At 63.9% G+C, this 26550-nt stretch carries 23 protein-coding genes; 13 read left to right on the forward strand and 10 right to left on the reverse strand.

Features of this window, described 5'->3' with window-relative positions; all coding sequences use genetic code 11:
* Window positions 1-13 precede the first annotated feature (13 nt).
* Complete coding sequence (locus ACWTU9_RS07920; protein ID WP_455857819.1) at window positions 14-382, reverse strand: YrdB family protein; 369 nt, start codon at window positions 380-382, stop codon at window positions 14-16.
* 201 nt (window positions 383-583) lie between these two features.
* Here ACWTU9_RS07920 and ACWTU9_RS07925 point away from each other — a divergent pair, with 201 nt between their 5' ends.
* From ACWTU9_RS07925 to ACWTU9_RS07945, 5 genes are read left to right on the forward strand one after another with little or no spacing between them, the layout of a single operon-like run.
* The gene (locus ACWTU9_RS07925; RefSeq protein WP_455857820.1) at window positions 584-1837 is read left to right on the forward strand and encodes a sarcosine oxidase subunit beta; all 1254 of its coding nucleotides are present in this window, start codon (window positions 584-586) and stop codon (window positions 1835-1837) included.
* 49 nt (window positions 1838-1886) lie between these two features.
* Window positions 1887-2183, forward strand: a complete 297-nt coding sequence (locus ACWTU9_RS07930) for a sarcosine oxidase subunit delta (protein ID WP_455857821.1) — start codon at window positions 1887-1889, stop codon at window positions 2181-2183.
* The gene (locus ACWTU9_RS07935) at window positions 2180-5188 is read left to right on the forward strand and encodes a sarcosine oxidase subunit alpha (protein ID WP_455857822.1); all 3009 of its coding nucleotides are present in this window, start codon (window positions 2180-2182) and stop codon (window positions 5186-5188) included. Before ACWTU9_RS07930 ends, ACWTU9_RS07935 begins: the two co-directional genes overlap by 4 nt.
* Window positions 5181-5759, forward strand: coding sequence for a sarcosine oxidase subunit gamma (locus tag ACWTU9_RS07940; RefSeq protein WP_455857823.1), 579 nt, complete (start codon window positions 5181-5183; stop codon window positions 5757-5759). Before ACWTU9_RS07935 ends, ACWTU9_RS07940 begins: the two co-directional genes overlap by 8 nt.
* Before the next feature lie 52 nt (window positions 5760-5811).
* Window positions 5812-6039, forward strand: a complete 228-nt coding sequence (locus tag ACWTU9_RS07945; protein ID WP_455857824.1) for a hypothetical protein — start codon at window positions 5812-5814, stop codon at window positions 6037-6039.
* A 104-nt stretch (window positions 6040-6143) separates the two neighbouring features.
* Here ACWTU9_RS07945 and ACWTU9_RS07950 read toward each other — a convergent pair whose 3' ends face one another.
* The 6 genes from ACWTU9_RS07950 to ACWTU9_RS07975 form a co-directional block, all read right to left on the reverse strand.
* Window positions 6144-6377, reverse strand: a complete 234-nt coding sequence (locus ACWTU9_RS07950; RefSeq protein WP_455857825.1) for a DUF680 domain-containing protein — start codon at window positions 6375-6377, stop codon at window positions 6144-6146.
* A 201-nt stretch (window positions 6378-6578) separates the two neighbouring features.
* Window positions 6579-7223, reverse strand: a complete 645-nt coding sequence (locus ACWTU9_RS07955) for a TetR/AcrR family transcriptional regulator (protein ID WP_455857826.1) — start codon at window positions 7221-7223, stop codon at window positions 6579-6581.
* Window positions 7224-7362: 139 nt separating this feature from the next.
* Window positions 7363-8139: an SDR family NAD(P)-dependent oxidoreductase gene (locus ACWTU9_RS07960; protein ID WP_455857827.1), complete on the reverse strand. Its 777-nt coding sequence runs from the start codon at window positions 8137-8139 to the stop codon at window positions 7363-7365.
* A gap of 30 nt (window positions 8140-8169) precedes the next feature.
* On the reverse strand, window positions 8170-9204 hold the full coding sequence (locus ACWTU9_RS07965; protein ID WP_455857828.1) for a phosphotransferase: 1035 nt from the start codon (window positions 9202-9204) through the stop codon (window positions 8170-8172).
* Entirely contained in the window at window positions 9201-9716 is a 516-nt protein-coding gene (locus tag ACWTU9_RS07970) for a MaoC family dehydratase (RefSeq protein WP_454574451.1), read from the reverse strand. Before ACWTU9_RS07970 ends, ACWTU9_RS07965 begins: the two co-directional genes overlap by 4 nt.
* Before the next feature lie 11 nt (window positions 9717-9727).
* Entirely contained in the window at window positions 9728-10543 is an 816-nt protein-coding gene (locus tag ACWTU9_RS07975) for an SDR family oxidoreductase (RefSeq protein ID WP_455857829.1), read from the reverse strand.
* Between the two features lie 121 nt (window positions 10544-10664).
* Between ACWTU9_RS07975 and ACWTU9_RS07980 the strand changes: the two genes are divergently transcribed.
* From ACWTU9_RS07980 to ACWTU9_RS07990, 3 genes are read left to right on the forward strand one after another with little or no spacing between them, the layout of a single operon-like run.
* Window positions 10665-11906, forward strand: a complete 1242-nt coding sequence (locus ACWTU9_RS07980) for an acyl-CoA dehydrogenase family protein (RefSeq protein WP_455857830.1) — start codon at window positions 10665-10667, stop codon at window positions 11904-11906.
* Window positions 11907-11910: 4 nt separating this feature from the next.
* Entirely contained in the window at window positions 11911-12879 is a 969-nt protein-coding gene (locus tag ACWTU9_RS07985) for an NADPH:quinone oxidoreductase family protein (RefSeq protein WP_455857831.1), read from the forward strand.
* A gap of 11 nt (window positions 12880-12890) precedes the next feature.
* Entirely contained in the window at window positions 12891-13928 is a 1038-nt protein-coding gene (locus ACWTU9_RS07990; protein WP_455857832.1) for a zinc-binding dehydrogenase, read from the forward strand.
* Window positions 13929-14108: 180 nt separating this feature from the next.
* Here ACWTU9_RS07990 and ACWTU9_RS07995 read toward each other — a convergent pair whose 3' ends face one another.
* From ACWTU9_RS07995 to ACWTU9_RS08005, 3 genes are all read right to left on the reverse strand, one after another.
* The gene (locus tag ACWTU9_RS07995) at window positions 14109-17240 is read right to left on the reverse strand and encodes an efflux RND transporter permease subunit (RefSeq protein ID WP_455857833.1); all 3132 of its coding nucleotides are present in this window, start codon (window positions 17238-17240) and stop codon (window positions 14109-14111) included.
* Window positions 17237-18400, reverse strand: a complete 1164-nt coding sequence (locus ACWTU9_RS08000) for an efflux RND transporter periplasmic adaptor subunit (RefSeq protein WP_455857834.1) — start codon at window positions 18398-18400, stop codon at window positions 17237-17239. Before ACWTU9_RS08000 ends, ACWTU9_RS07995 begins: the two co-directional genes overlap by 4 nt.
* A 169-nt stretch (window positions 18401-18569) precedes the next feature.
* Window positions 18570-19394: a MurR/RpiR family transcriptional regulator gene (locus ACWTU9_RS08005; protein ID WP_454574458.1), complete on the reverse strand. Its 825-nt coding sequence runs from the start codon at window positions 19392-19394 to the stop codon at window positions 18570-18572.
* A 146-nt stretch (window positions 19395-19540) separates the two neighbouring features.
* On the opposite strand from ACWTU9_RS08005, the gene ACWTU9_RS08010 reads away from it, so the two are divergent.
* The 5 genes from ACWTU9_RS08010 to ACWTU9_RS08030 all read left to right on the forward strand — a co-directional run bounded on the left by ACWTU9_RS08010 (window position 19541) and on the right by ACWTU9_RS08030 (window position 26541).
* Window positions 19541-20359 carry an N-formylglutamate amidohydrolase gene (locus tag ACWTU9_RS08010; protein ID WP_455857835.1) on the forward strand — a complete coding sequence of 273 codons (819 nt, stop codon included), beginning with the start codon at window positions 19541-19543 and terminating at the stop codon, window positions 20357-20359.
* Window positions 20360-20377: 18 nt separating this feature from the next.
* The gene (locus ACWTU9_RS08015) at window positions 20378-21922 is read left to right on the forward strand and encodes an amino acid permease (RefSeq protein ID WP_455857836.1); all 1545 of its coding nucleotides are present in this window, start codon (window positions 20378-20380) and stop codon (window positions 21920-21922) included.
* A gap of 80 nt (window positions 21923-22002) precedes the next feature.
* Complete coding sequence (locus ACWTU9_RS08020) at window positions 22003-23559, forward strand: amino acid permease (protein WP_455857837.1); 1557 nt, start codon at window positions 22003-22005, stop codon at window positions 23557-23559.
* A gap of 86 nt (window positions 23560-23645) precedes the next feature.
* Window positions 23646-25016, forward strand: coding sequence for a glutamine synthetase family protein (locus ACWTU9_RS08025; protein WP_455857838.1), 1371 nt, complete (start codon window positions 23646-23648; stop codon window positions 25014-25016).
* Between the two features lie 136 nt (window positions 25017-25152).
* A complete protein-coding gene (locus ACWTU9_RS08030) occupies window positions 25153-26541 on the forward strand; it encodes an aldehyde dehydrogenase family protein (RefSeq protein ID WP_455857839.1) in 1389 nt (462 codons plus the stop codon).
* Window positions 26542-26550 lie beyond the last annotated feature (9 nt).

The following is a 26550-nucleotide window of genomic DNA, read 5'->3' on the forward strand; positions in this document are numbered from 1 at the left end:
AAGGCGACCGGAACTACTGCTTCAGCAGCCATCCCAGACGGTCAAGCGAAAAGGCGTAGCTGATGACGATGAGCGCAACGACGACGATGCTTATGGTGGTGTAGCCGGCCAGATGGAATCCGGCTCCGCCGCCGAACAGAATGACCAGTTCCAGTACCAACCTGAGAGCGCCCGGCACAGGCACCGGCGCGCGGCCCGACCGGCTCGGGTCGTTAGGTACCGCGAAAGTCCCCCATAGCACGGCCGCAATGAGCGGGAGCCCGACGGCGAAGGTCCAGCGCAACCATCCACCGGAGAGGCTCCAGCCCCCCATGCCGAGGCCAAGCAAAGCCGCAAGTTCCAGCAGGAAGCGCAACGTCAGATTCCACCAGGCTTTGCCCATATCCGTCCTCCAGAATCTCGCGATCGCCAATGTGGCCGAACGCAGCCACGGCTGCCAGCCGGGACAGGTCTTTTTCGCCACGGCGCAAAACGGCAAGCGCCGTCGCAAACAGCGCAAGGGTGGAAGCGCCGTTTCGCTAGTGATACACCTCGCGCGCCGGGGCTGAGTGAACACCCTGCCGCCATTTGCGAGGCTGGAACGTTGAAAAAATATTCGGTATTCGCCATCGCCCGCGAGGCCATGCGCGGCCACAAGGGCTGGGAGGAACAATGGTCCTCGCCAGAGCCGAAGAAGGAATATGACGTCATCATCGTCGGCGCCGGTGGCCATGGCCTGGCCACCGCCTACTATCTCGCCACCGTGCACGGCATCACCAATGTCGCGGTGCTGGAAAAGGGCTGGCTCGGCGGCGGCAATACGGGGCGCAACACCACCATCATCCGCTCCAACTATCTCTATGACGAGAGCGCCGGCATTTACGACCATGCGCTGAAGCTGTGGGACGGGCTCTCCCAGGAGCTCAACTACAACGTCATGTATTCGGCGCGCGGCGTCATGATGCTGGCGCATAATGTGCACGACATCCAGGTGCTGAAGCGCCATGTCCACGCCAACAGGCTGAACGGCATCGACAATGAGTGGCTGACGCCGGAGCAGGCGAAGGAATTCTGTCCGCCGCTCAACATTTCCAGGGAGGCGCGCTATCCGGTCGTTGGTGCCGCGTTGCAGCGGCGCGGTGGCACGGCGCGCCACGACGCGGTCGCCTGGGGCTATGCGCGCGGCGCCTCGGCGCGCGGGGTCCACATCATCCAGAATTGCGAGGTCACGGGCGTCAAGCGGGCGGCCAATGGTGCGGTCATGGGCGTCGACACGACACGCGGCTTCATCGGCGCCAAGAAGGTCGGCGTGGTCGCTGCGGGCCATTCCTCGGTCATCATGAACATGGCCGGCGTGCGCATGCCGCTGGAAAGCTATCCGCTGCAGGCGCTGGTGTCGGAGCCGGTCAAGCCGGTGGTGCCGTGCGTGGTGATGTCGAACACCGTGCACGCCTATATCTCGCAGTCCGACAAGGGCGAGCTGGTGATCGGCGCCGGCACCGACCAGTATGTCTCCTATTCGCAGACCGGCGGCCTGCACATTTTGCAGCACACGCTCGATGCCATCTGCGAGATGTTCCCTATCTTCACGCGCATGAAGATGCTGCGCTCGTGGGGCGGCATTGTCGACGTCACGCCCGACCGTTCGCCGATCCTGGCCAAGACGCCGGTGCCCGGCCTCTACGTCAATTGCGGCTGGGGCACGGGCGGCTTCAAGGCAACGCCCGGATCGGGCCATGTCTTTGCGCACACGATCGCCAGGGACGATCCGCATCCGATCAACGCGCCCTTCACCATCGAGCGCTTCCGCACCGGCCGCCTCATTGATGAGGCAGCGGCGGCGGCGGTGGCGCACTGATGATGGCCTTAACGCCACTTGGCCACAGCGAATTTTAGGGAACAAGAAAATGCTTCTCATCCGCTGCCCCTATTGCGAGGAAGAGCGTCCGGAACTCGAGTTCCGCAACGCCGGCGAGGCACACATCGCGCGGTCGGCCAACATGGCGGGCGAGAGCGACGACGATTTCGAAAAGTTCTTCTTCATCCGCTCGAATCCCAAGGGCGTGATTTATGAGCGCTGGCGGCACATCCATGGCTGCGCGCGCTTCTTCAATGCGGTGCGCGACACCGTCAGCGACAAGTTCGTCATGACCTACAAGGCCGGTGAGCCGAAACCTTCGAAGCTGCCGGGAGTGGCCAAATGAGCGGCGCGTTCCGTATCCCGGGCGCCGGCCGCCTCAGCCAGGCGAAAACCGCGCGCTTCAGCTTCGACGGCCAGTCCTATGCCGGCATCGAGGGCGATACGCTGGCCTCGGCGCTGCTGGCCAATGGCGTCCATCTGGTCGGCCGTTCGTTCAAGTACCACCGGCCGCGGGGCTTCCTGTCGGCCGGCGCGGAAGAACCCAATGCGCTGGTCGAGGTCAGGCGCGACGCGGCGCGCAAGGCGCCGAACATCCGCGCCACCGTGCAGGAGCTCTATGACGGGCTCGATGCCAGTTCTCAGAACCGCTGGCCGTCGCTGGCCTTCGACGTCGGCGCCGTCAATGACCTGGCGTCGCCGCTATTTTCCGCCGGCTTTTACTACAAGACCTTTATGTGGCCGAAGGCGGCGTGGAAGAGCCTATACGAGCCGAAGATCCGTGCCGCGGCCGGTCTTGGCATTTCTCCGGACAAGCCCGACCCCGACCATTATTCGTCGCGCTATGCGCATTGCGACGTGCTGGTGCTGGGCGGCGGCGCCGCCGGCATTGCGGCCGCCCTTGCCGCCGCCGAAACCGGTGCCAGCGTGATCCTCGCCGACGAGCAGGCCGATTTCGGCGGCAGCCTGCGCTTCGAGACCGGGGCCAGGATCGACGGTCAGGACGGCTATGCCTGGGCGCAAGCGGCGATAGCGAAACTCAAGGGCATGGACAATGTCCGTGTGCTCTCGCGCACCACTGCCTTTGGGTATTACGCGCAAAATTTCGTCGCGCTTGTCGAGCGTGTCAGCGACCATCGGCAAAACCCGGGCCACGATCTGCCGCGCGAACGGCTGTGGCAGGTCCGCGCCAAGCGCGTGGTGCTGGCGACTGGGTCCATCGAACGCCACATGGTGTTTGCCGACAATGACCGGCCCGGCATCATGCTGGCCTCCGCGGCGCGCGTCTATCTCAACCACTACGGCGTCGCCGTCGGCAAGAATGTCGGCGTCTACACCGCCAATGACTCGGCTTATGCGGCAGCGATCGACCTGAAGAAGGCCGGTGTCAATGTGGCGGCGATCGTCGATCTGCGCGACCATCCGACCGGACCAGTGATCGACGAGGCGCGGGCGCTCGGCATCGAAATCAATTTCGGCCGCGCGGTGATCCGCGCCGGCGGCAAATTGCGCGTGACCTCAATGACCGTGCAGCCAAAGAATGGTGGCGGCGAGCGCACCATCCCGGTCGATGCAATCCTGATGTCGGCCGGCTGGACGCCTTCGGTGCATCTGTTCTCACAATCGCGCGGCAAAGTCGCCTTCAACGACGAGACCAAGCGCTTCGTGCCGGGCAGCTATGCGCAGGACTGCGTCTCGGTCGGCGCCTGCAACGGCACCGACGGCCTGTCGGCGACGATCGACGAAGCCTATGCAGCCGGCGCCAAGGCAGCGAAAGATGCCGGCGTCAAGGACACGGGAGCCAAGACGGCCAAGGGCGCCAAGCCGAAGGTCGACGCCTCTGAAAGCTGGTCGCGCGGTATGCTGGGTGCGGCACCAGGCGCCGGACCGGACAAGACAGTCAAGGCGTTCGTCGATTTCCAGAACGACGTCACCGCCAAGGACATCCGCCAGGCGGTGCATGAAGGCATGCGCTCGATCGAGCACGTCAAGCGCTTCACCACCAATGGCATGGCGACCGACCAGGGCAAGACCTCCAACATGCACGGCCTGGCCATTGCCGCCGAGACGCTGGACAAGCCGATCCCCGAAGTCGGGCTGACCACGTTCCGCGCGCCTTATACGCCGGTGACCTTCGGCGCGATCGTCAGCCATGCACGCGGGCCGTTGTTCGATCCGACACGAAAGACTGCGATCCATCCCTGGGCCGAGGCGCAAGGTGCGGTGTTCGAGGATGTCGGGCAGTGGAAGCGCGCCTGGTATTTCCCCAAGGGCGGCGAGGACATGCACGCGGCGGTCGACCGTGAATGCGTCGCGGTTCGCACCAATGCCGGCCTGTTCGATGCCTCGACGCTGGGCAAGATCGAAGTGGTCGGGCCGGATGCGGCCAGGTTCATGGAGCTGCTGTACACCAATCCGTGGGAGAAGCTGGAGCCGGGCCGCTGCCGATACGGCATCATGCTGCGCGAAGACGGTTTCATCTACGATGACGGCGTCGTCGGCCGACTGGCGCCGGACCGCTTCCATGTGACGACGACGACGGGCGGCGCGCCGCGCGTGATGAACCACATGGAGGATTATCTCCAGACCGAGTTCCCGCATCTCAATGTCTGGCTGACCTCGATCACCGAGCAGTGGGCGGTGATTGCGGTGCAGGGCCCCAAGTCGCGCGACATCATCGTGCCGCTGGTTGAAGGCATCGACATGTCGGATGAGGCGCTGCCGCATATGTCGGTGCGCGAAGGTAAGATCTGCGGCGCGCCGACAAGGCTGTTTCGCATGTCGTTCACCGGCGAGCGCGGCTTCGAAGTCAACGTGCCGACCGATTACGGCCAGGCCGTGTGGGAAGCGCTGTGGGCCGAAGGCCAGAAGCATGGTGCTGCCGCCTATGGCACCGAGGCCATGCACGTGCTGCGCGCCGAAAAGGGCTACATCATCGTTGGCCAGGACACCGACGGCACTGTGACGCCGAACGATGCCGGGCTCGACTGGGCGGTCGGCAAGAAGAAGACCGACTTCGTCGGCATCCGTGGCCTGACACGGCCCGACCTTGTCGCCAAGGGCCGCAAGCAGCTGGTCGGCCTGAAGACCAAGGACCCCAAAGTGGTGCTTGAGGAAGGCGCGCAGATCGTCGCGGATCCCAAGCAGGCGATCCCGATGAAGATGATCGGCCATGTCACGTCGAGCTACTGGTCGGAAAATTGCGGCCGCTCGATTGCGCTGGCACTGGTCGCCGGCGGGCGCGACCGGATGGGCGAGACGCTCTATGTGCCGATGCCGGACGGGGTGATCGAAGTGGAGGTTACCGGCATGGTGTTCTTCGACGAGACGGGAGGGCGCCTCAATGGCTAAGGCTGCTGCGAAAACCAACGCACCCGCACCTTCGGCCGAGCGCCGTCCGGCGCAGGCGGGGCGCAACGTGTCGGCGAAGAACGTCAAGGTCGAGGTGCTGCCGCCGGCGGAGCGTATGTCGCTGCGCGCACCGGAGACTTCCGTCGCCGCGCTGTCGAAGGCGCTCGGACTGACCTTGCCGAAGAGCCCGAAGACCTCGGCGACCAAGGCCGGTCGTACGGCACTGTGGCTCGGGCCGGACGAATGGCTTCTTATCGACGAGGCTGGGAAAGACCCACTCGTCGACTGCGCCAAGGTATCCGCGCTGCATTCGGCGGTCGGCATTTCGCACCGCAACGTCGCCTTCGCCGTCACCGGCGCGGCGGCCGCTGCGGCGATCAATGCCGGCTGTCCGCAGGACCTGTCGCTGGAAGCTTTTCCTGTGGGTGCGGCATCGCGCACCATTCTCGGCAAATGCGAAATCCTGCTGTTGCGCACGGCTGCCGACGCCTTCCGGGTCGAGTGCTGGCGTTCCTTCTCCGACTATGTCTTTACTTTCCTGTCGGAGGCAGCCGGCGACGCGGCGGCGTAGGAACGTTTGCCGCGTCAAGCCGTTCTGCTTCCCTCATCAGGGAGAACATACGATGCCGTCGAAAGCGCTGCCGAAGTCAGCTGGCAAGACGTCCGCCGTGCGCTCGCTCGAACGTGAGCAGCATCACGAGGTGAGTGCCGAAGAGGAACTCGAGGAAGGCCTCGAGGACACGTTCCCAGCCAGCGATCCGGTGTCGATCACCGCGACCGCCATCCCCGGTGCGCCGGCGAGGCCAGGCAAGGCCAAGATCGTGCCGGGACGAAAGACGCGCAAGAATTAATTGTTCAATTACCCCCTGGTTCGCACCGAGGGAAAAATGGGCGGCCGGGATTATCCTGCCGCCCTTAGACGTTGTGCTGTTCGGTGGTCGAGCGCGCGATCAACTTAGAACGTGCTCGGCACGATCCACGGGTTGATCTCGATGCCGAGGCGCGGGCCCTTGGCTTTGACGTCCGACTTTTCGACCGAGCCGGTCACGCCGCAATCGAGCTTGGCATTGGTCTTGGTGTCGACGCAGGTGGCAGCGGGGGCCTGCTTGACCGGATGGTTGCCGTTGGCGGCGAAGGCCGAGCCGGAGAGCGCCAGCACGGTGGCGAGGGCGAGAAGGGTCTTGTTCATGTCAGTCTCCATCGGTCAATTTGTTTTCGTACATGTACGATATAATGTACAGATACGTCCGAGGAGCCGGGTTTTCAAGTCAGAAAAACGTACGCGTACGATAAATTTTTTTGAACCCCGAAAATTGCGGCGTGCTGACACAGGTAAGCCGCTTCGCCGGGCCGTCAATCACGGCATCAGACTATTGAAAAGCCTTGGGAATCAACAGTTGACCGGGGTCTCGGTCAGCGGCGGCACGTCCTGCGTGGTGAGCGAGGCGAGGGTGGAATCGCACATCCGCCTCACGAAAGCCTGCGGATCGCCAAAGGGGTAGAACGGAAAGGTGATCAGCAACGAGATGGTGCCGTGGCCGACTGCCCACAGCATGGTGGCGATGGCGCGCGCATCGCCGTGCAGTTTGCCGGCGGCGACGCAGGCCTCGACCCTCGAGATCAGCGCTTTCATCGCCGGGTTGCCGTCTTCCATGTCCTCATAGCTTCTGCCCTCCGGCAGCTTGGTCTTTTCAGTCATGAAGACGGTGCGGTATTCGTTGGGGTTGCCGAGCCCGAAGGCGGCATACTCGGTCATCACTGCCTTCAGCGCCTCGATCGGGTCGTCGGAGGGATGCGCCTCGATGTTGCGGGCAAGCGTTTCGAACGCATCCTCGGCCAGCGCAAACAGGATGTCCTGCTTGTCGGCGAAGTAGGAATAAACCGACATCGGGGCATAGCCGACCCGGTTGGCCAGCTTGCGGATGGTCAGGCCTTCATAGCCCTCTTCCTTGACGAGCTTGTGGGCTGCGTCGAGCAACTCGGAACGCAGTTCGGCCTTTTGTTTTTCGCGGCGTTTCTGGACGCTCAGCGGCACGTGAGTCGGCCTTCATGTGGTGGGTGTTGGCTAATCATATACGCTGTACGGAAACGAACAAGGGCGCCGCAGGTTCCCCACCGGCAATGGTTACCAAATCTGGGGTTACCAAAAATCTGGGGTTGCCAAATCGGGCCTATCAAATCGCGCCGACGCCGCCATCCACGGCCAGCGTATGGCCGGTCATGAAGGAGTTCGAGGGGTCAGCGGCAAACAGGATGGCGGTCACGACCTCGTCGACTTCGGCCACCCGCTTCATCGGCACGCCGCGTGTCAGTTCGGCGAGCGCCTCGGCTTCCGGCGCGCCGGAGATGCGCACGAAGCTGTCGACCATGGCGGTGCGCGTATGCGCCGGACAGACGGCGTTGATGCGTATGCCCTTGGTGGCGTATTCGGCGGCCGCCGATTTGGTCAGCCCGACGACGCCATGCTTGGCGGCGGCATAGACCGACAGTTTCGGCGCGCCGGCCAGCCCAGCAACCGAGGCGATGTTGACGATGACGCCGCCCTTGGCCGTAGCCTTGAACTGCCGGTCCATCTGCGGAATCTGGTGCTTCATGGCGTAGAAGACGCCGAGCAGGTCGATCTCCAGCACGCGGCGCGCCTCGTCGGAGGCCACTTGCGGCAGGCGCACGAAACTCTGGACGATGCCGGCATTGTTGATGGCGACATCCAGGCGGCCGAATTTGTCCGCCGCCAGTTTCACCAGATCCTCGGACAGTTTTTCGTCCGCTATATTGCCGGCGAGGATGGCCGTCTCGGCCTGCAACGAACCGGCAAGATCGGCCAGCGCCTTTTCGTCGATGTCGGAAAGCACCAGGCGGGCGCCTTCAGCGGCAAAGCCTTTGGCAGCACCGCGGCCGAGGCCGCCGGCGGCACCGGTGATCAGCACGGTCGCTCCGTCAAAACGGCCCATTATGCCTCGCCATTATATCTCACTGTCGGTTCAGGTTCGGTCGATCAGTTTTCCGGCAAGATGCGACAGCAGCTTCACTGCCTCGCCATAAGTCCTTGCCTTTTCGGGATTGGAGGCGTTGCCGTCGAGCGCCCGTTTGTAGACACCCTGGCAGATGGCCGCCAAACGGAAGAATGAGAAGGCGAGGAAGAAGCCCCAATTGTCGATGCCGGCGAGACCGCGTCGCCGGCAATAGGCGGCAATGTACGCTTCCTCGGAAGGCAGGCCAAGGGCGGCGCGGTCGACGCCGCCAAGGCCGCGAAAGCCCGAGGCGTGCGGCAGGCGCCATTGCATGCATTGATAGGCGATGTCGGCGAAGGGGTGGCCGAGAGTCGACAGTTCCCAGTCGAGCAGTGCCAGCACTTTCGGTTCGCCGGTCGCAAAGATTATGTTGTCCAGCCGGTAGTCGCCATGCACGAGGGATATCCGACCGTCATCGGCGGGCATGTGCGCCTCCAACCAGGCAACCAGCCGGTCCATGTCGGCGACCGTGCCGGTCTCCGAGGCGCGGTACTGGCTGGTCCAGCGGCCCAGCTGGCGTTCGAAGTAATTGCCGGGTCTGCCGAAATCGCCGAGTCCGACCGCCTCGACATCGACATCGTGCAGCGCCGCCAGCGTGGCGTTCATGGCATCGTAGATCGCGGCGCGTTCATCGTTGCCGCTGGATTCCGGTACTGCCGGATCCCAGAAGATGCGGCCATCGAGAAACTCCATGACGTAGAACATGCGGCCGATCGGCGAGTCCTCGCCAGACAGATGCAGCATCCTGGGCACCGGTACGTCGGTACCGGCGAGCGCCTTCATCACCGTGAATTCGCGGTCGACCTGGTGCGCCGATTTCAGCAACTGGCCCGGCGGCTTCGCGCGCAGGACATAGCGGCCACTGGCAGCGGTCAGCAGATAGGTCGGGTTCGACTGGCCGGATTTGAATTTTTCAATTGCGGAAAGTCCGGCAAAACCCGGGATGTGAGCCTCCAGATAGGGCGCTAGCGCTGCCTGATCGATCGCGTTGGCGTCACCGCTCATGCGGTCTCCGGCTCACGCTCGATCAGTGTCAGTGTCAGCCAGCGCGCGGTCAGCGCCGGCTTCTTCGAGCCTTCGATCTCGATGGTCACGTCATGCGCCGTCTGCACCCAACCGGACGGCCGGACCTTGACGTCGGCCAGCACGAAACGGGTGCGGATGCGCGAGCCGGTCTTCACCGGCGCCAGGAAACGCAGCGAATCGAAACCGTGATTGACGCCCATCTTGCCCTTCTCCAGCGGCGGCATGGTCTCGAAGGTCATCGCCGAGAGCAGCGACAAAGACAGGAAACCATGCGCGATGGTACCGCCGAACGGCGTCTCGCGCGCGGCGCGCTCGGGATCGCAATGGATGAACTGGTGGTCGTCGGTGGCGTCGGCGAACTGGTCGATCATGGTCTGGGTGACCACGCGCCAAGGGGAAACGCCGACTTCCTTGCCGACGCTGGCCAAAAGCACATCGAGACTGATCGGTTCCACTGCGGTGTCCTCCACTTGCCGCTGGCCGCGGCTCATTTGGCCGCGGCTCATTCCTTGAACAGTGTCAGCCCATGCTGCACCGATTGCCCGCCGTCGATCGGCAGGATGGCGCCGGTGACATAGGAACCGGCACGGCTGCACAAATAGAGTGTTGCGCCGCCAATGTCATCCGCCACGCCGATACGGCCGATGGGGACATGGCTGCCGACATGTTTGGCCTTTTCCTCGGTGCCGGTGGCAAAGGCGGTCATGCGGCTCTGGAAGGGGCCGGGGGCGAAGGCGTTGACGGTGATGCGCCGCGCCGCAAGCTCGATCGCCAGCGTACGCGTCAGATGGTGAACGGCGCCCTTGGACGCGGTGTAGGAATAGGCGTCGTCGGCCAGCGGCTGGGTACCCATCACCGAGCCCAGATTGATAACGCGGGCCGGGTCGGCTTCGCTGGCCGCGGCTTCCAGCAGCGGCAGCAATTCGCGCGTCAGGTGGAAAACGGCGGTGACGTTGACGGCCAGCACCTTGGCCCAGCCATGATAGGGAAAATCCTCCAGCGAGGCGCCCCAGGATATGCCGGCATTGTTGACGAGGATGTGCAGCCGTTCGGTGCGCGTCCTGACCTCGGCGACAAGTGCTGCAATGCCGGCCTCGGTCGAGACATCGCCGGCAAAACCTTCGGCGCGGCCGGAGGCGCCGAGCCCGTTCAACTCGGCCGCGACCTTGATGCAATCCTCGCCCTTGCGCGAGGCGATCATCACGGTGGCGCCGGCCTGAACCAGGGCGGTTGCAACCATGCGGCCGATGCCGGTTGCGGCTCCGGTCACCAGCGCGGTCTTCCCGGTGACTGAGAACAGCTCGTCGAGATAGCTCATCGCAATCCTCCACGCTTTGCCTGGCGCGCGGGCAAAACAGTTCGCGTTGACAAGGCTATCCGAAGTACGGTGATCCTTGCCACTGACAAAATGCCCGGCCTGGATGAAGGGTTAGCGACCGATGAGCGATATGAATCTCGGTATGACCGAGCGGCTGAAGCCGATCCACGCCCGCGTCGCCGCGATGGTGCGCGACGAGATCATGCCGCTCGATCATGAATTTCTGAGCGAGGTCGGTAAAAGCGGCGACCGCTGGGTCCACACCGCGCGGCAGACCGAGATCCTCGAAGGGTTGAAGAATAAGGCCAAGGAGCGCTGCCTGTGGAATTTCTGGCTGACCGGCTCCGAGCGCGGCTATGGGCTGTCGACGGTCGAATACGCCTATCTGGCCGAGGAGATGGGCAAGGCGCATCTCGGCGCCGAGACCTTCAACTGCTCGGCGCCCGATACCGGCAATATGGAGGTGCTGGAGCGCTACGGCTCGGAGGACCACAAGAAGGCGTGGCTGGAGCCGCTGCTCGAGGGCAAGATCCGCTCGGCCTATCTGATGACCGAGCCGGATGTCGCCTCCTCCGATGCCACCAACATCGCCATGCGCTGCGAGCGCCAAGGCGGCGACTACGTGCTGAACGGCGAGAAATGGTGGGCGTCAGGCGCCGGCGATCCGCGCTGCGCCATCTATATCGTCATGGCCCGGACCGGCGGCGAAAGGGAGCCACAGCATCGGCGGCATTCGATGATCCTGGTGCCGTCCGACACCAAGGGGGTGTCCAAGCTTCGGCCGATGCAGGTCTATGGCGATGACGACGCGCCGCATGGCCACATGCATCTTCGCTTCGACAATGTCAGCGTGCCGGCTTCGAACCTGGTCCTCGGCGAGGGAAGGGGGTTCGAGATCGCGCAAGGCAGGCTCGGCCCCGGCCGCATCCACCATTGCATGCGCGCCATCGGCCAGGCCGAGATGGCGCTGGAGATGCTGTGCCAGCGATCCGTCCGTCGCGAGGCGTTCGGCCAGCCCTTGGCGAAACTCGGCGCCAATTTCGACATCATCGCCGAATGCCGCATGGAGATCGAGATGGCACGGCTGCTCTGCCTCAAGGCGGCATGGATGATCGACCAGGGCGATGCCCGCGCCGCGGCCCCCTGGATCAGCCAGATCAAGGTCGTCGCGCCGCGTGTCGCGCTCAAGGTCACCGATGAAGCCGTGCAGATGTTCGGCGCCCAAGGCATCAGCCAGGACACGCCGCTGGCCCGCTCGTGGACGCATCTCAGAACCCTGCGCCTTGCCGACGGGCCGGACGCCGTGCACCGCCGGCAAGTGGCGCGCACCGAACTCCGAAAATACACGCAGGAAAAGGTCTGAGCGCATGAAAGCAATCATCGCCCGCGATTTCGCGCCGCTCGACCAGCTCGTCTATGGCGACTGGCCGGAGCCCGAGGCCAAGGGCAATACGGTCGTCATCGAGGCCGAGGCGATCGGCGTCAACTATCCCGACGGCCTGCTCGTCCAGGGCCTCTACCAGATGAAGCCGCCGCTGCCTTTCGTGCCCGGCATGGAGGTCGCGGGACGGGTGGTCGCGGTCGGGTCAGGGGTGAAGTCGGTCAAGATCGGCGACCGGGTCGCCGCGCTCTCGACCCATGGCAGCTATGCCGAACGGGTGGCTGCCGCCGAACCTTTCGTCATGCCGCTGCCGCCTGATATGCCTGCCACTGATGCCTGCGCCCTGCTGGCCGGCTACGGCACGTCGCATTATGCGCTGAAGCAGCGCGGGGCGCTTGGGGACGGCGAGACGCTGTGCGTGCTGGGTGCGGCCGGCGCCACCGGCATCGCCGCGATCCAGATCGGCAAGGCGCTCGGCGCGCGCGTCATCGGCGTCGCCTCGTCTGAGGAAAAGCGCCGCATTGCCGCCGAAGCCGGCGCCGATATCGCGCTCGGCTACGACAATCTGAAGGGAGCGCTGAAAGAGGTCACCGGCGGCAAGGGCGTCGATGTCGGCTTCGATCCGGTCGGCGGCGAAACCTTCGACGTGCTCGCCCGCTCGATGGCGTGGAACGGCCGGCTGCTGGTCATCGGCTTTGCCTCCGGCGCCATCCCGCAATTCCCGGTCAATCTGGCGCTGGTCAAGGGCTTCTCGGTCGTCGGCGTGTTCTGGGGCGCGTTCACCGCCAAGGAACCGCGGGTCTACGCCGACAACATGAAGGAGCTTGTCGGCTGGTACCTGGCCGGCAAGGTCCGGCCGGTCATCGAAGGCACTTACCCGCTGGCAGATGCAGCCGCCGTGCTGAAGCGCGTGCTCGGCCGCGGTGCTTCCGGCAAGCTCATCCTCCAACCGTAAGGAGCCCCGCCATGGCCATCCCCTCAGACATGAAAGCGCTGCTGCTGACCGGCGACGGCTACACCAGGACACCCAGCGGCAGCGTACTGGAAGCGATGGAGCCCTATCTCACGCCGGGCCGCATCGGCGTGCCGACACCTGCACCGGGCCAGGTGCTGATCAAGGTCAGCCTCGCCTCGATCAACCCGTCCGATGTCGCCTTCATCAAAGGCCAGTATGGCCAACCACGGGCCAAGGGCCAGCCGGCCGGCTTTGAGGGCGTCGGCACAGTGGTTGCCACGGGCGACGAGCCCTATGCCAAAAGCCTGACCGGCAAGCGCATTGCCTTTGCAACCGGCGTCACCAATTGGGGCGCCTGGGCGGATTATGCGGTGGCGGAGGCAGCGGGCTGCATTCCGCTGCTCGACACCGTCCGCGACGAGGATGGCGCGGCGATGATCGTCAATCCGCTGACGGCACTCGCCATGTTCGATATCGTCAGGGAGACGGGCGAAAAGGCCTTCATCATGACCGCCGGCGCCAGCCAGCTCTGCAAGCTGATCGCGGGCCTTGCCAAGGAAGAGGGCTACCGACCGATCGTCACCGTGCGCCGTGATGAACAGATCCCGCTCTTGAAAGAGATCGGCGCTGTCCATGTGCTCAACGAGAAGGCGCCGGATTTCAAGTCGGCACTGCGCGAAGTCATCAAGGCCGAGCAGCCGCGCATTTTCCTCGACGCGGTGACCGGGCCGCTGGCGTCAACCATTTTCGACGCCATGCCGAAGCGAGCGCGCTGGATTATCTATGGTCGGCTCGATCCAGAGACGACTGTCATCCGCGAGCCAGGCCAGATGATCTTCCAGCACAAGCACATTGAGGGGTTCTGGCTGGTCGAATGGATGCGCCAGTTCCGCGACAAGCGCGGCCCGGCGATCATGGAAGCGCAGAAGCGCTTTTCCGACGGACGCTGGTCGACCGATGTGACGGCGGTGCTGCCGCTCGATGAGGCGATGGCGAAGGTTCCGGCGGAACTTGCGAAGCCGAACGGGAAAGTGTTTATCAGGCCGTGACTTTGCCTTCTCCCCGTTCACGGGGAGACGGTGCCCGAAGGGCGGATGAGGGGCGGCGCTGATGTCGGTGATTGGCTTTGCTACTGCTGTCTGTCCAAGGCGATAACCTCGAAACTCCGCGCGGCCCCTCACCTGCCTGCCGGCATCCTCTCCCCGTAAACGGGGCGAGGAGGGCTAATCTCACTCCGCCGGCTCCACATTGGTATACGCGGCCTCTTCCAGTTCGCGCTTCAGCCTGGCTTCCTCATGCGTCTTCGGTGTGACGAAGCGGCCGAGCAGGAGGTAGGCGACCGGGGTCAGGAACAGCGTCGAGACGGTGGCGAGGCCCAGCCCGCCGACGATGACCCAGCCGAGTGCGATGCGCGCCTCGGCACCGGCGCCGGCGGCCAGCACCAGCGGCACGCCGCCGAGAATGGTGCAGATCATCGTCATCATCACCGGCCGCAGGCGGATGATCGAGGCCTGCTCGATCGCTTCGCGCACGCCCAGCCCACGGTCCCGCAGCTGATTGGCGAATTCGACGATGAGGATGCCGTTCTTGGCCATGACGCCGACCAAAAGCACCAGGCCGATCTGGCTGTAGGCGTTGAGGCTGGTGCCGGACAGCAGCAGCGCAAAGATTGCGCAGGCGAGGCCGAGCGGCACCGTCGCCATGATGATGACGGCGCTGACGAAGCTTTCGAACTGGGCGGCAAGCACCAGAAGGATGATCACCAGCGCGAAGCCGAAGATGGTGACCATGGCGCTGTTGGTTTCACCGAGCGTGGCGGCTTCCGCCAGAGGCAGGATGCGGCTGCCCGGCGGCAGCAGCGGCGCGGCGATCTGCTCGGCGACACCGAGCGCATCGCCAAGCGCGAAATTGCCGTTCAGGTTTGAGGTGATGGCGACCGAGGGCTGCTGCTGTTCGCGCGTCAGCGACGGCGGCACGGCACGCTCGGTCAGCGTGGCGATGGTCGACATCGGCACGAAGCGGCCGTCGGCCGTCTTCAGGAAGATGTTTTCGAGATCGGTCGGATCGTTGATCGGGTTGGTGGTCGAGACCAGCTTCACGCCGTAGCTGCGGTCGGCGATGTAGACGTCGACGACATCGTTGCCGTCGAGCATTGCCTGCAGCGTGTTGGCCAAGCCCGTAATGTCGATGCCGAGATCGGAGGCGCGCTCGCGGTCGATGGCAACGGCGAGCTGTGGCTGCGTCGGATCGATGGATAGGCGCGGGTTCTGGAAGCGCTCATCTTTCTGCATCTCGGCGATGATCTTCGTTGCCGCGTCGCCCAGCGCCTTGCGGTCGTTGCCGACCAGCGCGAATTGCAGGCCGTTGCCGGCGCCACGGATGCCGAGGCTGTTGGCCTGCACCGGGAAGATGCGCACGGATGGCACCTGCCGGGTCAGCTGGGTGATCTCGGCCATGATCTCCTGCTGGCTGCGCGCGCGTTTGTCCCACGGCGCCAGCGTCATCACCATGAAGCCTGAGTTATAGGCACCGTTCTGGCCGGCATTTTCGAAGGTCGAGACGATCTCGCCGGAATCGCGCAGCGGCTGGATCAGCCGTTCGATCTTCTGCATCTGCTGCGTGGTGTAGTCGAGGCTGACACCTTGCGGCGCGTTGATGCGCAAAAGCACGACGGCGCGGTCCTCGCTCGGCGTCAATTCCTGGCGGACGGTGCCAAACAGAGCGAAGGCGGTGGCGGCAAACAGCAGCGCGACCAGAAGCACGATCCACGGCGCGCCGAGGCAGGCATGCAGGCCACGTTTGTAGGCTGAATTCAGCGCGCCGCCGATGCGCGCGCCAATGCCATGGCCACCTTCATGGTGGAGCGATGCGCTGGTCAGCATGTGCGAGGCCAGCATCGGACACAGGGTCAGCGCGACCACGCAGGAGAGCAGCACCGACATGGCGAGCACGAAGCCGAATTCGCGGAACAGGCCGCCGGTCTGTCCGGGCAAAAACGAGATCGGCACGAAGACGGCGACCAGGGTCAGCGTCGTGGCGATGACGGCGAAGAACACTTCCTGCGCGCCGAGCACGGCGGCGGCGCGAGGCCCCATGCCTTCATTGCGCCGTCGCACGATGTTTTCGAGCACGACGATGGCGTCGTCGACGACCAGGCCGGTCGCCAGCACCAGGGCCAGCAAGGTCAGGATGTTGATCGAGAAACCGGCGAGATAGATGGCGGCGATGGTGCCGATCATGGCAACCGGCATCGACAGGCCCGGAATCAGCGTCGCGCGCCAGTCGAGCAGGAAGATGTAGATGACGATCAGCACCATGGAGATCGACAGGCCGAGCGCGATCTCGACTTCGTGCACGGCTCCGTTCACGAAGACCGCGTCGTCGCTGGTGATCTTGATCGACATGCCGGTGGGCAGGTTCTCCTGCAGCTTGGCGACGGCCGCCTTCACGCCGGTGGAAATATCCAGCGTGTTCGATTCCGCCTGGCGGATGATGCCGAGGCCGATGCCGGTCTTGCCGTCCGAGCGCAGCGTCGTCTGGCCGATATCGGGGCCGAGCGTGACGGTGGCGACATCGCGGATGCGCGTCGTGCCGCCGATGATGATGTTTTCGAATTCCTCCGGCGTCGTCACATCGGCCGTGGTGCGGACAATGAGATCCTGGTTGGTGGTGGTGATCGAGCCGGCCGGCGAATCGAAAGCAACGGAGGCGAGCGCTGCACGAAGATCGGCAACGGTGAAGCCGAGGCTCGCCAGCTTGTTCTGGTCGACATCGATGCGAAAGATCTTGTCTCGGTCGCCATAGACCTGGACGTCGGCGACGCCGGGCACGGCGGCCAGTTCGTCCTCGATCTGGTCCTGGACAATCACCGTCATATCCTGCACCGACATGCTATCGGAGGTGACGGCCAGCCGCATCACCGGATCGGAATTGGCGTCGGCCTTGACGATGCGCGGCGGATCGGCGGTCTCCGGCATCTGGTTGGCGACGCGGCCGACGGCGTCGCGTACGTCGGAGGCGGCGACGTTGAGGTCGACGCCGTCGTTGAACTCGATGGTGACGCGGCTCGAACCGAAGGACGAGGTCGACGAGATCGATTTGACGCCGGAGACGCGGGCGACCGCGCCCTCGATCGTGTCGGTCAGTTCGCGGTCGACGGTTTCCGCGGCAGCGCCCTCGAAGGCCGTCGACACGGTGACGACGGCACGGTCGACATCGGGCAGTTCGCGGATCTCGACGCCGTAGAAGGCGGCAAGGCCGGCGACCGCAATCAGCGTGTTGAGCACGAAGGCCATGACCGGCCTGCGGATGAAGAGCGCGGTGAAGCCGGTTTCGCTGGCGGTGTTGGCGTTTGCGGTCATGAGCCTTCGGCGGCGTTCGCGGCGCGCTGGTTCTGGCCGGCGATGCGGAGCTCGCCGCCTTCGCTGACGCTCTGCGTGCCCTCGGTCACCACCATGTCGCCGTCCTGGATCTCAGCGTCGATCAGCACCGTCTCGGTGTTGCGCTGGATGATGCGCACGGGAACACGCCTGGCCTTGCCGTTCTCGACCTGCCAGACATAGGCGCCGTCCGAACCCCACAGGATCGCCAGCGGGCTGACGGCCGGATAGGTCTCGCCGGGGAAGCGCATGGTGATGCCGAACGACATGCCGGCGCGCAGCGAATCCGCCGGATTGGCGATCGCCGCCTTGACCAGCAGCGTGCGGCTCTTTTCGTCGATGTGGTTGTCGATGGCCGACACCGTGCCGGTATAGGCTTTGCTCGGATTGGCGATCGGCGTTGCCGACAGCTGCGCGCCGAGCTTGACGGCGGCGGCAAAGCGCTCGGGCACCAGGAACTCGACCAGGATGGAAGAGCGGTCGTCGAGCGTGGCGATCGCCGACTGGCTGGTCACGTAATTGCCGGCCGATATCGGCAGGATGCCAACTGTGCCCGCGATCGGCGCCACGATCGAGCGGCGCTGCAAGGCGAGTTCGGCATCCTGCAGCGCCAGTTTCGCGCCGGCCAGCACCACCTGGGCATCGGCGACGGCGACCGGGGTGGCGGCGTTGGAGGCCCTCAATGACTTCACCCGCTCGAGCTTGTCCTGGGCGTCCTGCAAGGCGAGCTTGGCGCGATCCTGCGAGATCACCTCGGTCTCGGAATCGAGGACGGCGATGATTTGCCCCTTGCTGACCCGGGTGCCGGACTGGACCAGGAATTCAACGAGCCGGCCGGAGCTGTATGGGTTGACCGTCACCGAGGCGTAGGCGCGGCCGGTGCCGATCGCCTGCAGGCGATCGTTGATGGTTGCGGTGGTCGCCGGCAAAGCGACGACGTTAGCCGGGCGGCCGGCGGCGTTGCGGCCGCCTGCCTGTTTCGTCGTGTCGACCGCGCCGGTGGTGGCGGGCGCCGACGCATAGGCCCAGTCGATGCCCCAGCGCGCCAGAACCTCCGGCGCGCCTGGAAAGAAGCGCGCCCAGGCGAGGACAGCCGCGATCAGGATCACAAGCGCAAAAACGATCTGTTTCCAGGCGGCCATCGGCACTCCGGTTGGCAAACGTCTTCCGGTTTCCCCAAGCAAAAAACACGCAGCGACGCACCCGGTACGTGCGAAGCCACGGCAATATCATGGCTTTATGGCAATTCTGCCGCGGCCATGCACATTAAATCTGCGTAACGTAGCGTGCCCGAGGCCGGCGTTGAGGCTGTCAGCGTAGTCCTTCCAGGTCGCGGATGCGCTTGGCGCTATCAGCCTCGAGTTGGCGGGTGACAGCGCCGATCAGCGTCTCGGCGACGACGAACAATGCCGCCGAGGAATCCCACGCCGAAGGCACGGCGGTGCGTCCGGCGATGACATGGCGGGCGAAGCGGGCGATCGGCGACAGCCACTGGTCGGTGAAAAGCACGATCTGCACGCCGCGTTGATGCGCCGTCTCGGCAAAGCGCACCAGGCTGTCCTGGTAGCGCCTTATGTCGAAGATCACCAGCACGTCGCGCTTGCCCATGTCGATCAGCCGGTCGCGCCAGATGCTCTCCTGGCCGGCAAGGTGGTAGACATCGGGCTGGATGATGGCGAGGTGGGCGGCCATGTAGCGCGCCAGCGGATCGGTGAAACGGCCGCCGATCAGGAAGGTCTTGCCGCGCCGCTCGGCCAGCCTGGCAGCGATGTCGGCAAGCTGCCTGTCGGAGAGATGCCGAAAGGTCTCGCGCATGTTTTCCAGCGTCGCTTCCAGCATCGGCGATACCGCACCGCTTGGGGACGCCGGGTTGAGCGTGCGTGAGGCCGGCGACTGCAATTGCGCCGCCAGTTCGTCCTGCAGCGCCGACTGGAATTCGGGATAGTTCTGAAACCCCAGCCTGGAAACAAAGCGCAGGATGGTCGGCGACGACACGCCGGCTGCGGCCGAGAACTCGGCGACCGTCTTCAGCCCGATAAGCGGATAGTTGGCAATCAGTGTCTGCGCGGCGCGGCGCTCGCCGGCCGGCATCGTGCCGATGCGGTCCGAAATCAGTTCGGCAATGCTGGAAATCATGGTTTTCCCCCACCCTTTGCCCTGTCTACAGCGCTTCCCCGAAATCGCGTTTGACAAAGCCGGATAAACTGTATGAAATCATCCACAGGGACGCAATGAGGCAAAATACGTAACATAAGATACAGCGCTTCCCAGGGGACGGCAGTATGGAGAGAGCACGGCCCGCCAGCCTTGCATCGTCTGGTACCGTAGGGGTGGCGAATCCCGGCGGCTCCAGCCCTTTCGTGCTGACCTGCGACCACGCTTCCAATTTCCTGCCGGCTGAATTCGGCACGCTGGGCCTGCCCGCCGAAGATCTTTCCCGCCATATCGCGTGGGATCCCGGCGCGCTGCCGGTGGCCTGCCGCATGGCTGCCGCGCTCGATGCGACGCTCATCGAAACACGGATCTCGCGCCTCATCGTCGACTGCAACCGCCCGCTCGAAGCGCCCGACCTGGTGCCGCCAGTCAGCGAGACGACGATCATTCCCGGTAATGCCGGCCTGTCGGACGCGCAGCGCGCCGAGCGCATCGCCCTGTCGTGGCGACCGTTCCATGACACGATCGCTAACATCATCGACGACCGGCTGGCGCGCGGGCAGGAGACGCGGCTGGTGTCGGTCCATTCTTTCACCCCGGTCTACAAGGGCAAGAGCCGGCCCTGGCATATCGGCATCATCCACGATGACGATCGCCGGCTGGCGTCGCCGCTGATAGCGGCGCTGCAGCGGCTCTCCGGCGTCACCGTCGGCATCAATGAGCCCTATTCGCCGGCCGACCGTGTGTACTTCACCCTGGAGCGCCATGCGCGCTCGCGCGGACTTGCCTGCGCAATGATCGAAATCCGCAACGACGAAATCTCCGGAGAGACCGGGCAGCGGAAATGGGCGGATCTGCTCACCGGCATTTTTTCGGATCTGGAGCCCGAGGAGGCCAAGGGTTCCCGACGGCATGCAATCGGAAAGTCAATTCAATCGGCCAGCTAGAAACAAGAGGGGACGAAAATGGCAGGACCGGATACATCAGACCATGAGAGGTCGGAGGACGTAAAAACCCTCCATAGCATGGGTTATGCCCAGGAACTGGCTCGCCGTATGAGCGGTTTCTCGAACTTCGCAATTTCCTTTTCGATCATTTGCATTCTAGCGGGCGGCATCACGTCCTTCCCGCTGGCCATGGCGACCGGCAGTGGTTTCGAGGCGACTATCGGCTGGATCATCGGCGGCGTCTTTGCACTTATCGTGGCCGCGTCCCTTGGCCAGATTGGCTCGGCCTACCCAACGGCCGGCGGTCTCTACCACTGGTCGTCAATTCTTGGCGGGCGCGGCTGGGGCTGGGCCACGGCCTGGATCAACCTGCTCGGCCTGATCTTCGTCGTCGCCTCGGTCAATGTCGGCGTCTATGCTCTCTTCAAGGACCTTGTCTGGTCCGGCGTGTTCGGTCACGACGTCTCCGCCTGGGGCTATCAGGAGCAGGTGATCGGCGTTGTGATCATCACCGTGGCGCAGGCGCTGATCAACCATTTCGGCATCAAGCTCACCACCATACTGACGGATTTCTCGGGCTACCTCATTCTGGTCGTCGCCGTCGTGTTGACCGCGATGTTCCTGATCTGGGGCGCAAGCTGGGATTTCTCGCGGCTCACCACCTTCGTCAACAACACCGGTGATGCCGGCGCCGGCTATGTTCCGACCGCACGGACGGCACTCGTCGCCTTCCTCATCGGCCTGCTCTACCCACTCTACACGATCACCGGCTTCGATGCTTCGGCCCATACTTCCGAAGAGACCCACAATGCCCGGGTGGCGGTGCCGCGCGGCATGATCCATTCTGTTCTATGGTCGCTGGTGTTCGGCTTCGTCATGGCCGTTTCGTTCGTGCTGGCCAGCCCCGATCTGGCGGCGACGGCCAAGGATGGCGCCAATGCCTGGTTCAATCTCTTCAACAACCTGCCGGCACCATTCTGGCTGAAGAGCATTATTGCCATCGCCATCGTGCTGGCAAACTTCATCTGCGCGCTCGCCGGACTGACGTCGACCTCGCGCATGATCTTCGCTTTCGCGCGTGACGGCGGCCTGCCCGGTTCGTCGGTGTGGAAGACCGTCAGCCCGACATGGCGTACGCCGGTGGCGGCGATCTGGCTCGGGGCGGTGCTCGCGGTCGCAGCGACATTGTACTCGCCGGCTTTCGCCGCACTGGCCGCCGGCTGTGCATTGTTCCTCTATGTGTCTTACGCCATGCCGGTGGCCGCCGGCCTGCTTGCCGAGGGGAAGAGCTGGACCGAATTCGGTCCATTCCGCCTCGGCATCTGGTCCAAGCCATTCGCCATTATTACGGTGCTTGGTGTTGTGGTGTTGATGTATGCCGGCATCCAGCCGCCCTTCGACATCCTGATCAACTATGCCATCGGCCTGATCATTCTGCTGGTGGTTCTGTGGTTCGGCATCGAGTCGCGCCGCTTTAAAGGCCCACCGATCGGCGCCGATATCGCTCGCCGCGCTGCAGAGATCGCGGCTGCGGAAAAAGCCGTTGGCCAGGCGGCCGGTTAACAGCAAGACTACATCCTCCGGCCGGCGCATGCCGGCCGGAACAGGGCCGGCCAGCTAAGAACGTAAAAAGGGGACTTCAAATGGCAGCACCAGGTTATACCGAAGTTGATAAGGCGGAGGACGTAAAGCACCTCCACAGCATGGGCTACGCCCAGGAACTGGAGCGGCGTCTTAGCCGCTTTTCGAACTTCGCGGTTTCCTTCTCCATCATCTGCATCCTGTCGGGCGGCATCAACTCGCTGGCGCAGGCAACGTCGGGCGCCGGCGGCATCGGCATCGGCATCGGCTGGCTGGTGGGCTGCTTCGTCTCGCTGACCTTCGCGGTCGCCATGTCGCAGATCAGCTCGGCCTATCCGACGGCCGGCGGCCTCTATCACTGGGGTTCGATCCTCGGCAATCGCGGCACGGGCTGGGTGACGGCCTGGCTCAACCTTTTGGGCCTGATCACCGTGCTCGGCGCCATCAATGTCGGCACCTGGACGTTCTTCATCGGCGCCTTCGGACCAACGCTCGGCATCGAGGGCACGCTCACCAACCAGATGATCTTCCTGATTGTCATCACCGGCGCCCAGGCGCTGATCAACCATCTCGGCATCAAGCTGACGGCGAAACTGACCGACTTTTCGGGCTATCTGATCTTCTTCGGCTCGATCCTGATCGCGGTCGTCTGCCTGTTCTCCGCCGAGACCTGGGATTTCAGCCGGCTCTTCACCTTCCACAACTACTCGGGTGAGGCCGGCGCCAGCGTCTGGCCGTCAGTATCGAATGCCTGGGTGTTCGCGCTCGGCCTGCTGCTGCCGATCTACACCATCACCGGCTACGATGCTTCGGCGCACACGTCGGAGGAAACCATTAAGGCGGCGTCCTCGGTGCCGCGCGCCATGGTCATGTCGGTCATCTGGTCGGCGCTATTCGGTTATCTATTCCTGGCCGCTTTCGTGCTGATGATCCCGAACATGGACGATGCCGCCAAGCAGGGCTGGAACGTGTTCTTCTGGGCTTTCGACCAGCGCGTCAGCCCCGGCCTCAAGGAGTTCGTGTACCTCGTGGTGTTCGTCGCGCAGCTGCTGTGCGGTCTGGCGACCGTCACCTCGGCCTCGCGCATGATCTTCGCCTTCTCGCGTGACGGCGGCCTGCCCGGTTCGTCGGCACTCGCCAAGGTCAGCCCGACCTACCGCACCCCGGTGGCGGCGATCTGGACGGCGTCGATCCTGTCGGTGCTGTTCGTCTGGGGCTCGACGCTGGTCTCGGTTGCCGGCACCTCGGCTTATACCATCGTGGTGTCGTGCACCGTCATCTTCCTGTTCCTGTCGTTCATCGTGCCGATCGTGCTCGGCATGCTGGCCTGGGGCACGCCGAAGTGGGACAAGATGGGGCCGTGGAATATGGGCCGCGGCATCTTCATGCTGTTCGGCATTCTCTCGATCATCTCGATGATCCTGATCTTCGTTATCGGCATCCAACCACCGAACGACTGGGCGCTGTACATCACCGTCGGCTTCTTCATCCTGACGGCGATCGTGTGGTTCGCTTTCGAGCGCAATCGCTTCCAGGGCCCGCCGCTGGGCGACATCATCGCGGCGCGCCAGGCAGCCATCAAGGCGGCCGAACAGGCGGTCGGCGAAACCGGCCACTGATACATCAGCCAGGGCCATGGCCGGCGTTCTGCCGGCCATGGTTTCGTTTACCCCTATCAATCGACAAGCACTGGAGAGCCAAAAGAATGGCCGGAAATTTCTCGTTCGATCAGTTGAAGAAAGCGGTCTCCAATGGCGAGATCGACACGGTGCTGGCGTGCATCGTCGACATGCAGGGGCGGCTCGCCGGCAAGCGCTTCCTGGCGCAGTACTTCGTCGATTCCGCCCATGACGAGACGCATGGCTGCAACTATCTGCTGGCCGCCGACATCGATATGGAGCCGGTGCCAGGCTACAAGGCGGCAAGCTGGTCGAAGGGCTATGGCGATTTCGTCATGAAGCCGGACCTCGCGACGCTGCGGCGCATTCCGTGGCTCGAAAAGACAGCACTTGTGATCTGCGACGTGCTCGACCACCACACCCATGACGACCTGCCGCATTCGCCGCGCGCCATCCTGAAGAAGCAGGTCAAGCGGCTCACCGACCGCGGCTATATCGGCTATTTCGCCTCCGAGCTCGAATTCTATCTGTTCAACGAGACCTATGATTCCGCCCGCAAGAAGCACTGGCAGGGTCTCGACACCGCTTCGCCCTATATCGGCGACTACCAGATCGGCATCACCACCAAGGAAGAAGGCGTCATGCGCCGGCTTCGCAATGAGATGGAAGCTGCCGGCATCCCGATCGAAAACTCGAAGGGTGAATGGGGTCCGGGCCAGGAAGAGATCAATGTGCGCTATGCCGAGGCGCTCGACATGGCCGACCGCCACGTCATCCTGAAGAACGGCGCCAAGGAGATTGCCGAGTCCGAGGGCAAGGCGATCTCCTTCATGTCCAAATACAATTACGGGCTCGCCGGCAATTCCAGCCATATCCACAATTCGCTGTGGAGCGCCGACGGCAAGACGCCTTTGTTCTTCGACAAAAAGGCGGACTGGACGCTGTCGACGCTGGGCCAGCAATGGGCGGCGGGACAGCTGAAATACGCCAAGGAGTTCACCTGGTTCCTGGCGCCCTACATCAACTCCTACAAGCGCTTTCAGGCCGGCACGTTCGCGCCGACCAAGATCATGTGGAGCGAGGACAACCGCACCGCGGGCTTCCGCCTGTGCGGCGAGGGCACCAAGGGCATCCGCATGGAATGCCGCATCGGCGGCGCCGATCTGAACCCCTATCTCGCCTTCGCGGGCCTGATCGCGGCCGGCCTTGCCGGCATCGATGAGAAGCTGGAGCTGCAGAAGCCGTTCGTCGGCGACGCCTACCAGGCCTCGCGGCTGCCGGAGATCCCCAAGACGCTGCGCGACGCGACCGAGACGCTGGCCAAGTCGAAGATGCTGAAGCAGGCGCTCGGCGACGACGTGCTCGAACACTACGTTCACACAGCCAAGTGGGAGCAGTTCGAATACGATCGCCGGATTACGGATTGGGAACTGCACCGCGGGTTCGAGCGGTATTAAATAGCCCGCGAGCGGCGGCGCTGGTGCGCATTCCTTCCCCCCGTCCCTATACGGGGAGAAGGTGCCGGCAGGCGGATGAGGGGCGGTGCCCACTCATGCGATTTTCAATTGTTGTAAAAGTGCGAGGACTTACAAAATGACCGAAACGGTCAAACTCAAATCCCCTATCGATGGTTCGATCTATGCCGAGCGTCCCATCGCCAGCGACCAGGCGATCAGCGCCGCCGTCGAGCGCGCCAAGGCGGCGCAGGAGAAATGGGCGCAGACGCCGATCGTCGAGCGCGGCAAGTACATGCTGGCGATGCTCGAGGCGCTGGTCGCCATGACCGACGAGATCGTGCCGGAGATCGCCTGGCAGATGGGGCGCCCGGTGCGCTATGGCGGCGAGTTCGGCGGCGTTAGGGAACGCACCAATTACATGGTCGAGATCGCCGAAGCTGCGCTGAAATCCGTGCCGGCCTCCAACCCGAAGGACGGCTTCCGCCGCTATGTGAAGAAGGATCCGCTCGGCGTGGTCATGGTGATCGCGCCGTGGAACTATCCGTATCTGACCGCGGTCAACACCATCGTGCCGGCGCTGATGGCAGGCAACACGGTCATTTTGAAACATGCGGCGCAGACGCTGCTCGTCGGCGAACGTTTTCAGCAGGCGTTCGAGAAGGTAGGCCTGCCCAAGGGCGTGTTCCAGAATGTCGTGCTCAATCACGCCCAAACCGAAAAGCTGCTCGGCTCCGGCAAGATCGACCATGTCAACTTCACCGGCTCGGTCGGCGGCGGCCGCGCCATCGAGAAGGCAGCGGCCGGCACTTTCATGACACTCGGTCTCGAACTCGGCGGCAAGGATCCCGCCTATGTGCTGCCGGACGCAAAGCTCGACCATGCGGTGGCCAATCTGGTCGATGGCGCCTTCTACAATTCCGGCCAGTGCTGTTGCGGCATCGAGCGGGTCTATGTGCATGAGAAGGTCTACGACCACTTCGTCGAAGGTTTCATTGCCGAGACCAAGAACTATGTCGTCGGCAATCCGCTGGAACAGGCGACGACAATGGGACCGATGGCGCAGGCGCGCTTCGCCGATTTGATCCGCGAGCAGAAGGCCGAGGCGCTGCGCAAGGGCGCGGTCGCGAATATCAATATGAAGGTGGCTAACGACAAGGCCGGCTCGCCCTATCTGGCGCCGGAAGTGCTGACCAGCGTCGACCACCAGATGAGCGTCATGCGCGAGGAGAGCTTTGGCCCGATCGTCGGCATCATGAAGGTGCGCAATGACGAGGAGGCGATCGCGCTGATGAATGACAGCCCGTACGGGCTGACCGCCTCGATCTGGACCGGCGACATCGAGCATGCGGTGGCGATAGGCGACCGTGTCGAGACCGGCACGGTGTTCATGAACCGCTGCGACTATCTTGATCCGGCGCTGGTCTGGACCGGCGTCAAGGACACCGGCAAAGGTGTTGCCCTGTCGGCGCTCGGCTATGACAATCTGACCCGGCCGAAATCCTTCCACCTGCGCGAAGCCATCTGATTTGAAAGA

The organism is Mesorhizobium sp. 128a, from assembly GCF_053848025.1.

Bases quoted from the DNA above. Each gene is read 5' to 3' on its own strand.
- ACWTU9_RS08025 (WP_455857838.1), top strand. From the start codon at position 23,646: ATGGCCGGAAATTTCTCGTTCGATCAGTTGAAGAAAGCGGTCTCCAAT.
- ACWTU9_RS07945 (WP_455857824.1), top strand. From the start codon at position 5,812: ATGCCGTCGAAAGCGCTGCCGAAGTCAGCTGGCAAGACGTCCGCCGTG.
- ACWTU9_RS08010 (WP_455857835.1), top strand. From the start codon at position 19,541: ATGGAGAGAGCACGGCCCGCCAGCCTTGCATCGTCTGGTACCGTAGGG.
- ACWTU9_RS07950 (WP_455857825.1), bottom strand. From the start codon at position 6,377: ATGAACAAGACCCTTCTCGCCCTCGCCACCGTGCTGGCGCTCTCCGGC.
- ACWTU9_RS07965 (WP_455857828.1), bottom strand. From the start codon at position 9,204: ATGAGCGGTGACGCCAACGCGATCGATCAGGCAGCGCTAGCGCCCTAT.
- ACWTU9_RS08005 (WP_454574458.1), bottom strand. From the start codon at position 19,394: ATGATTTCCAGCATTGCCGAACTGATTTCGGACCGCATCGGCACGATG.
- ACWTU9_RS07990 (WP_455857832.1), top strand. From the start codon at position 12,891: ATGGCCATCCCCTCAGACATGAAAGCGCTGCTGCTGACCGGCGACGGC.
- ACWTU9_RS08030 (WP_455857839.1), top strand. From the start codon at position 25,153: ATGACCGAAACGGTCAAACTCAAATCCCCTATCGATGGTTCGATCTAT.
- ACWTU9_RS07960 (WP_455857827.1), bottom strand. From the start codon at position 8,139: ATGGGCCGTTTTGACGGAGCGACCGTGCTGATCACCGGTGCCGCCGGC.
- ACWTU9_RS08015 (WP_455857836.1), top strand. From the start codon at position 20,378: ATGGCAGGACCGGATACATCAGACCATGAGAGGTCGGAGGACGTAAAA.
- ACWTU9_RS07975 (WP_455857829.1), bottom strand. From the start codon at position 10,543: ATGAGCTATCTCGACGAGCTGTTCTCAGTCACCGGGAAGACCGCGCTG.
- ACWTU9_RS07935 (WP_455857822.1), top strand. From the start codon at position 2,180: ATGAGCGGCGCGTTCCGTATCCCGGGCGCCGGCCGCCTCAGCCAGGCG.
- ACWTU9_RS07995 (WP_455857833.1), bottom strand. From the start codon at position 17,240: ATGACCGCAAACGCCAACACCGCCAGCGAAACCGGCTTCACCGCGCTC.
- ACWTU9_RS07985 (WP_455857831.1), top strand. From the start codon at position 11,911: ATGAAAGCAATCATCGCCCGCGATTTCGCGCCGCTCGACCAGCTCGTC.
- ACWTU9_RS08000 (WP_455857834.1), bottom strand. From the start codon at position 18,400: ATGGCCGCCTGGAAACAGATCGTTTTTGCGCTTGTGATCCTGATCGCG.
- ACWTU9_RS07920 (WP_455857819.1), bottom strand. From the start codon at position 382: ATGGGCAAAGCCTGGTGGAATCTGACGTTGCGCTTCCTGCTGGAACTT.
- ACWTU9_RS07980 (WP_455857830.1), top strand. From the start codon at position 10,665: ATGAGCGATATGAATCTCGGTATGACCGAGCGGCTGAAGCCGATCCAC.
- ACWTU9_RS07940 (WP_455857823.1), top strand. From the start codon at position 5,181: ATGGCTAAGGCTGCTGCGAAAACCAACGCACCCGCACCTTCGGCCGAG.
- ACWTU9_RS07930 (WP_455857821.1), top strand. From the start codon at position 1,887: ATGCTTCTCATCCGCTGCCCCTATTGCGAGGAAGAGCGTCCGGAACTC.
- ACWTU9_RS08020 (WP_455857837.1), top strand. From the start codon at position 22,003: ATGGCAGCACCAGGTTATACCGAAGTTGATAAGGCGGAGGACGTAAAG.
- ACWTU9_RS07970 (WP_454574451.1), bottom strand. From the start codon at position 9,716: ATGAGCCGCGGCCAGCGGCAAGTGGAGGACACCGCAGTGGAACCGATC.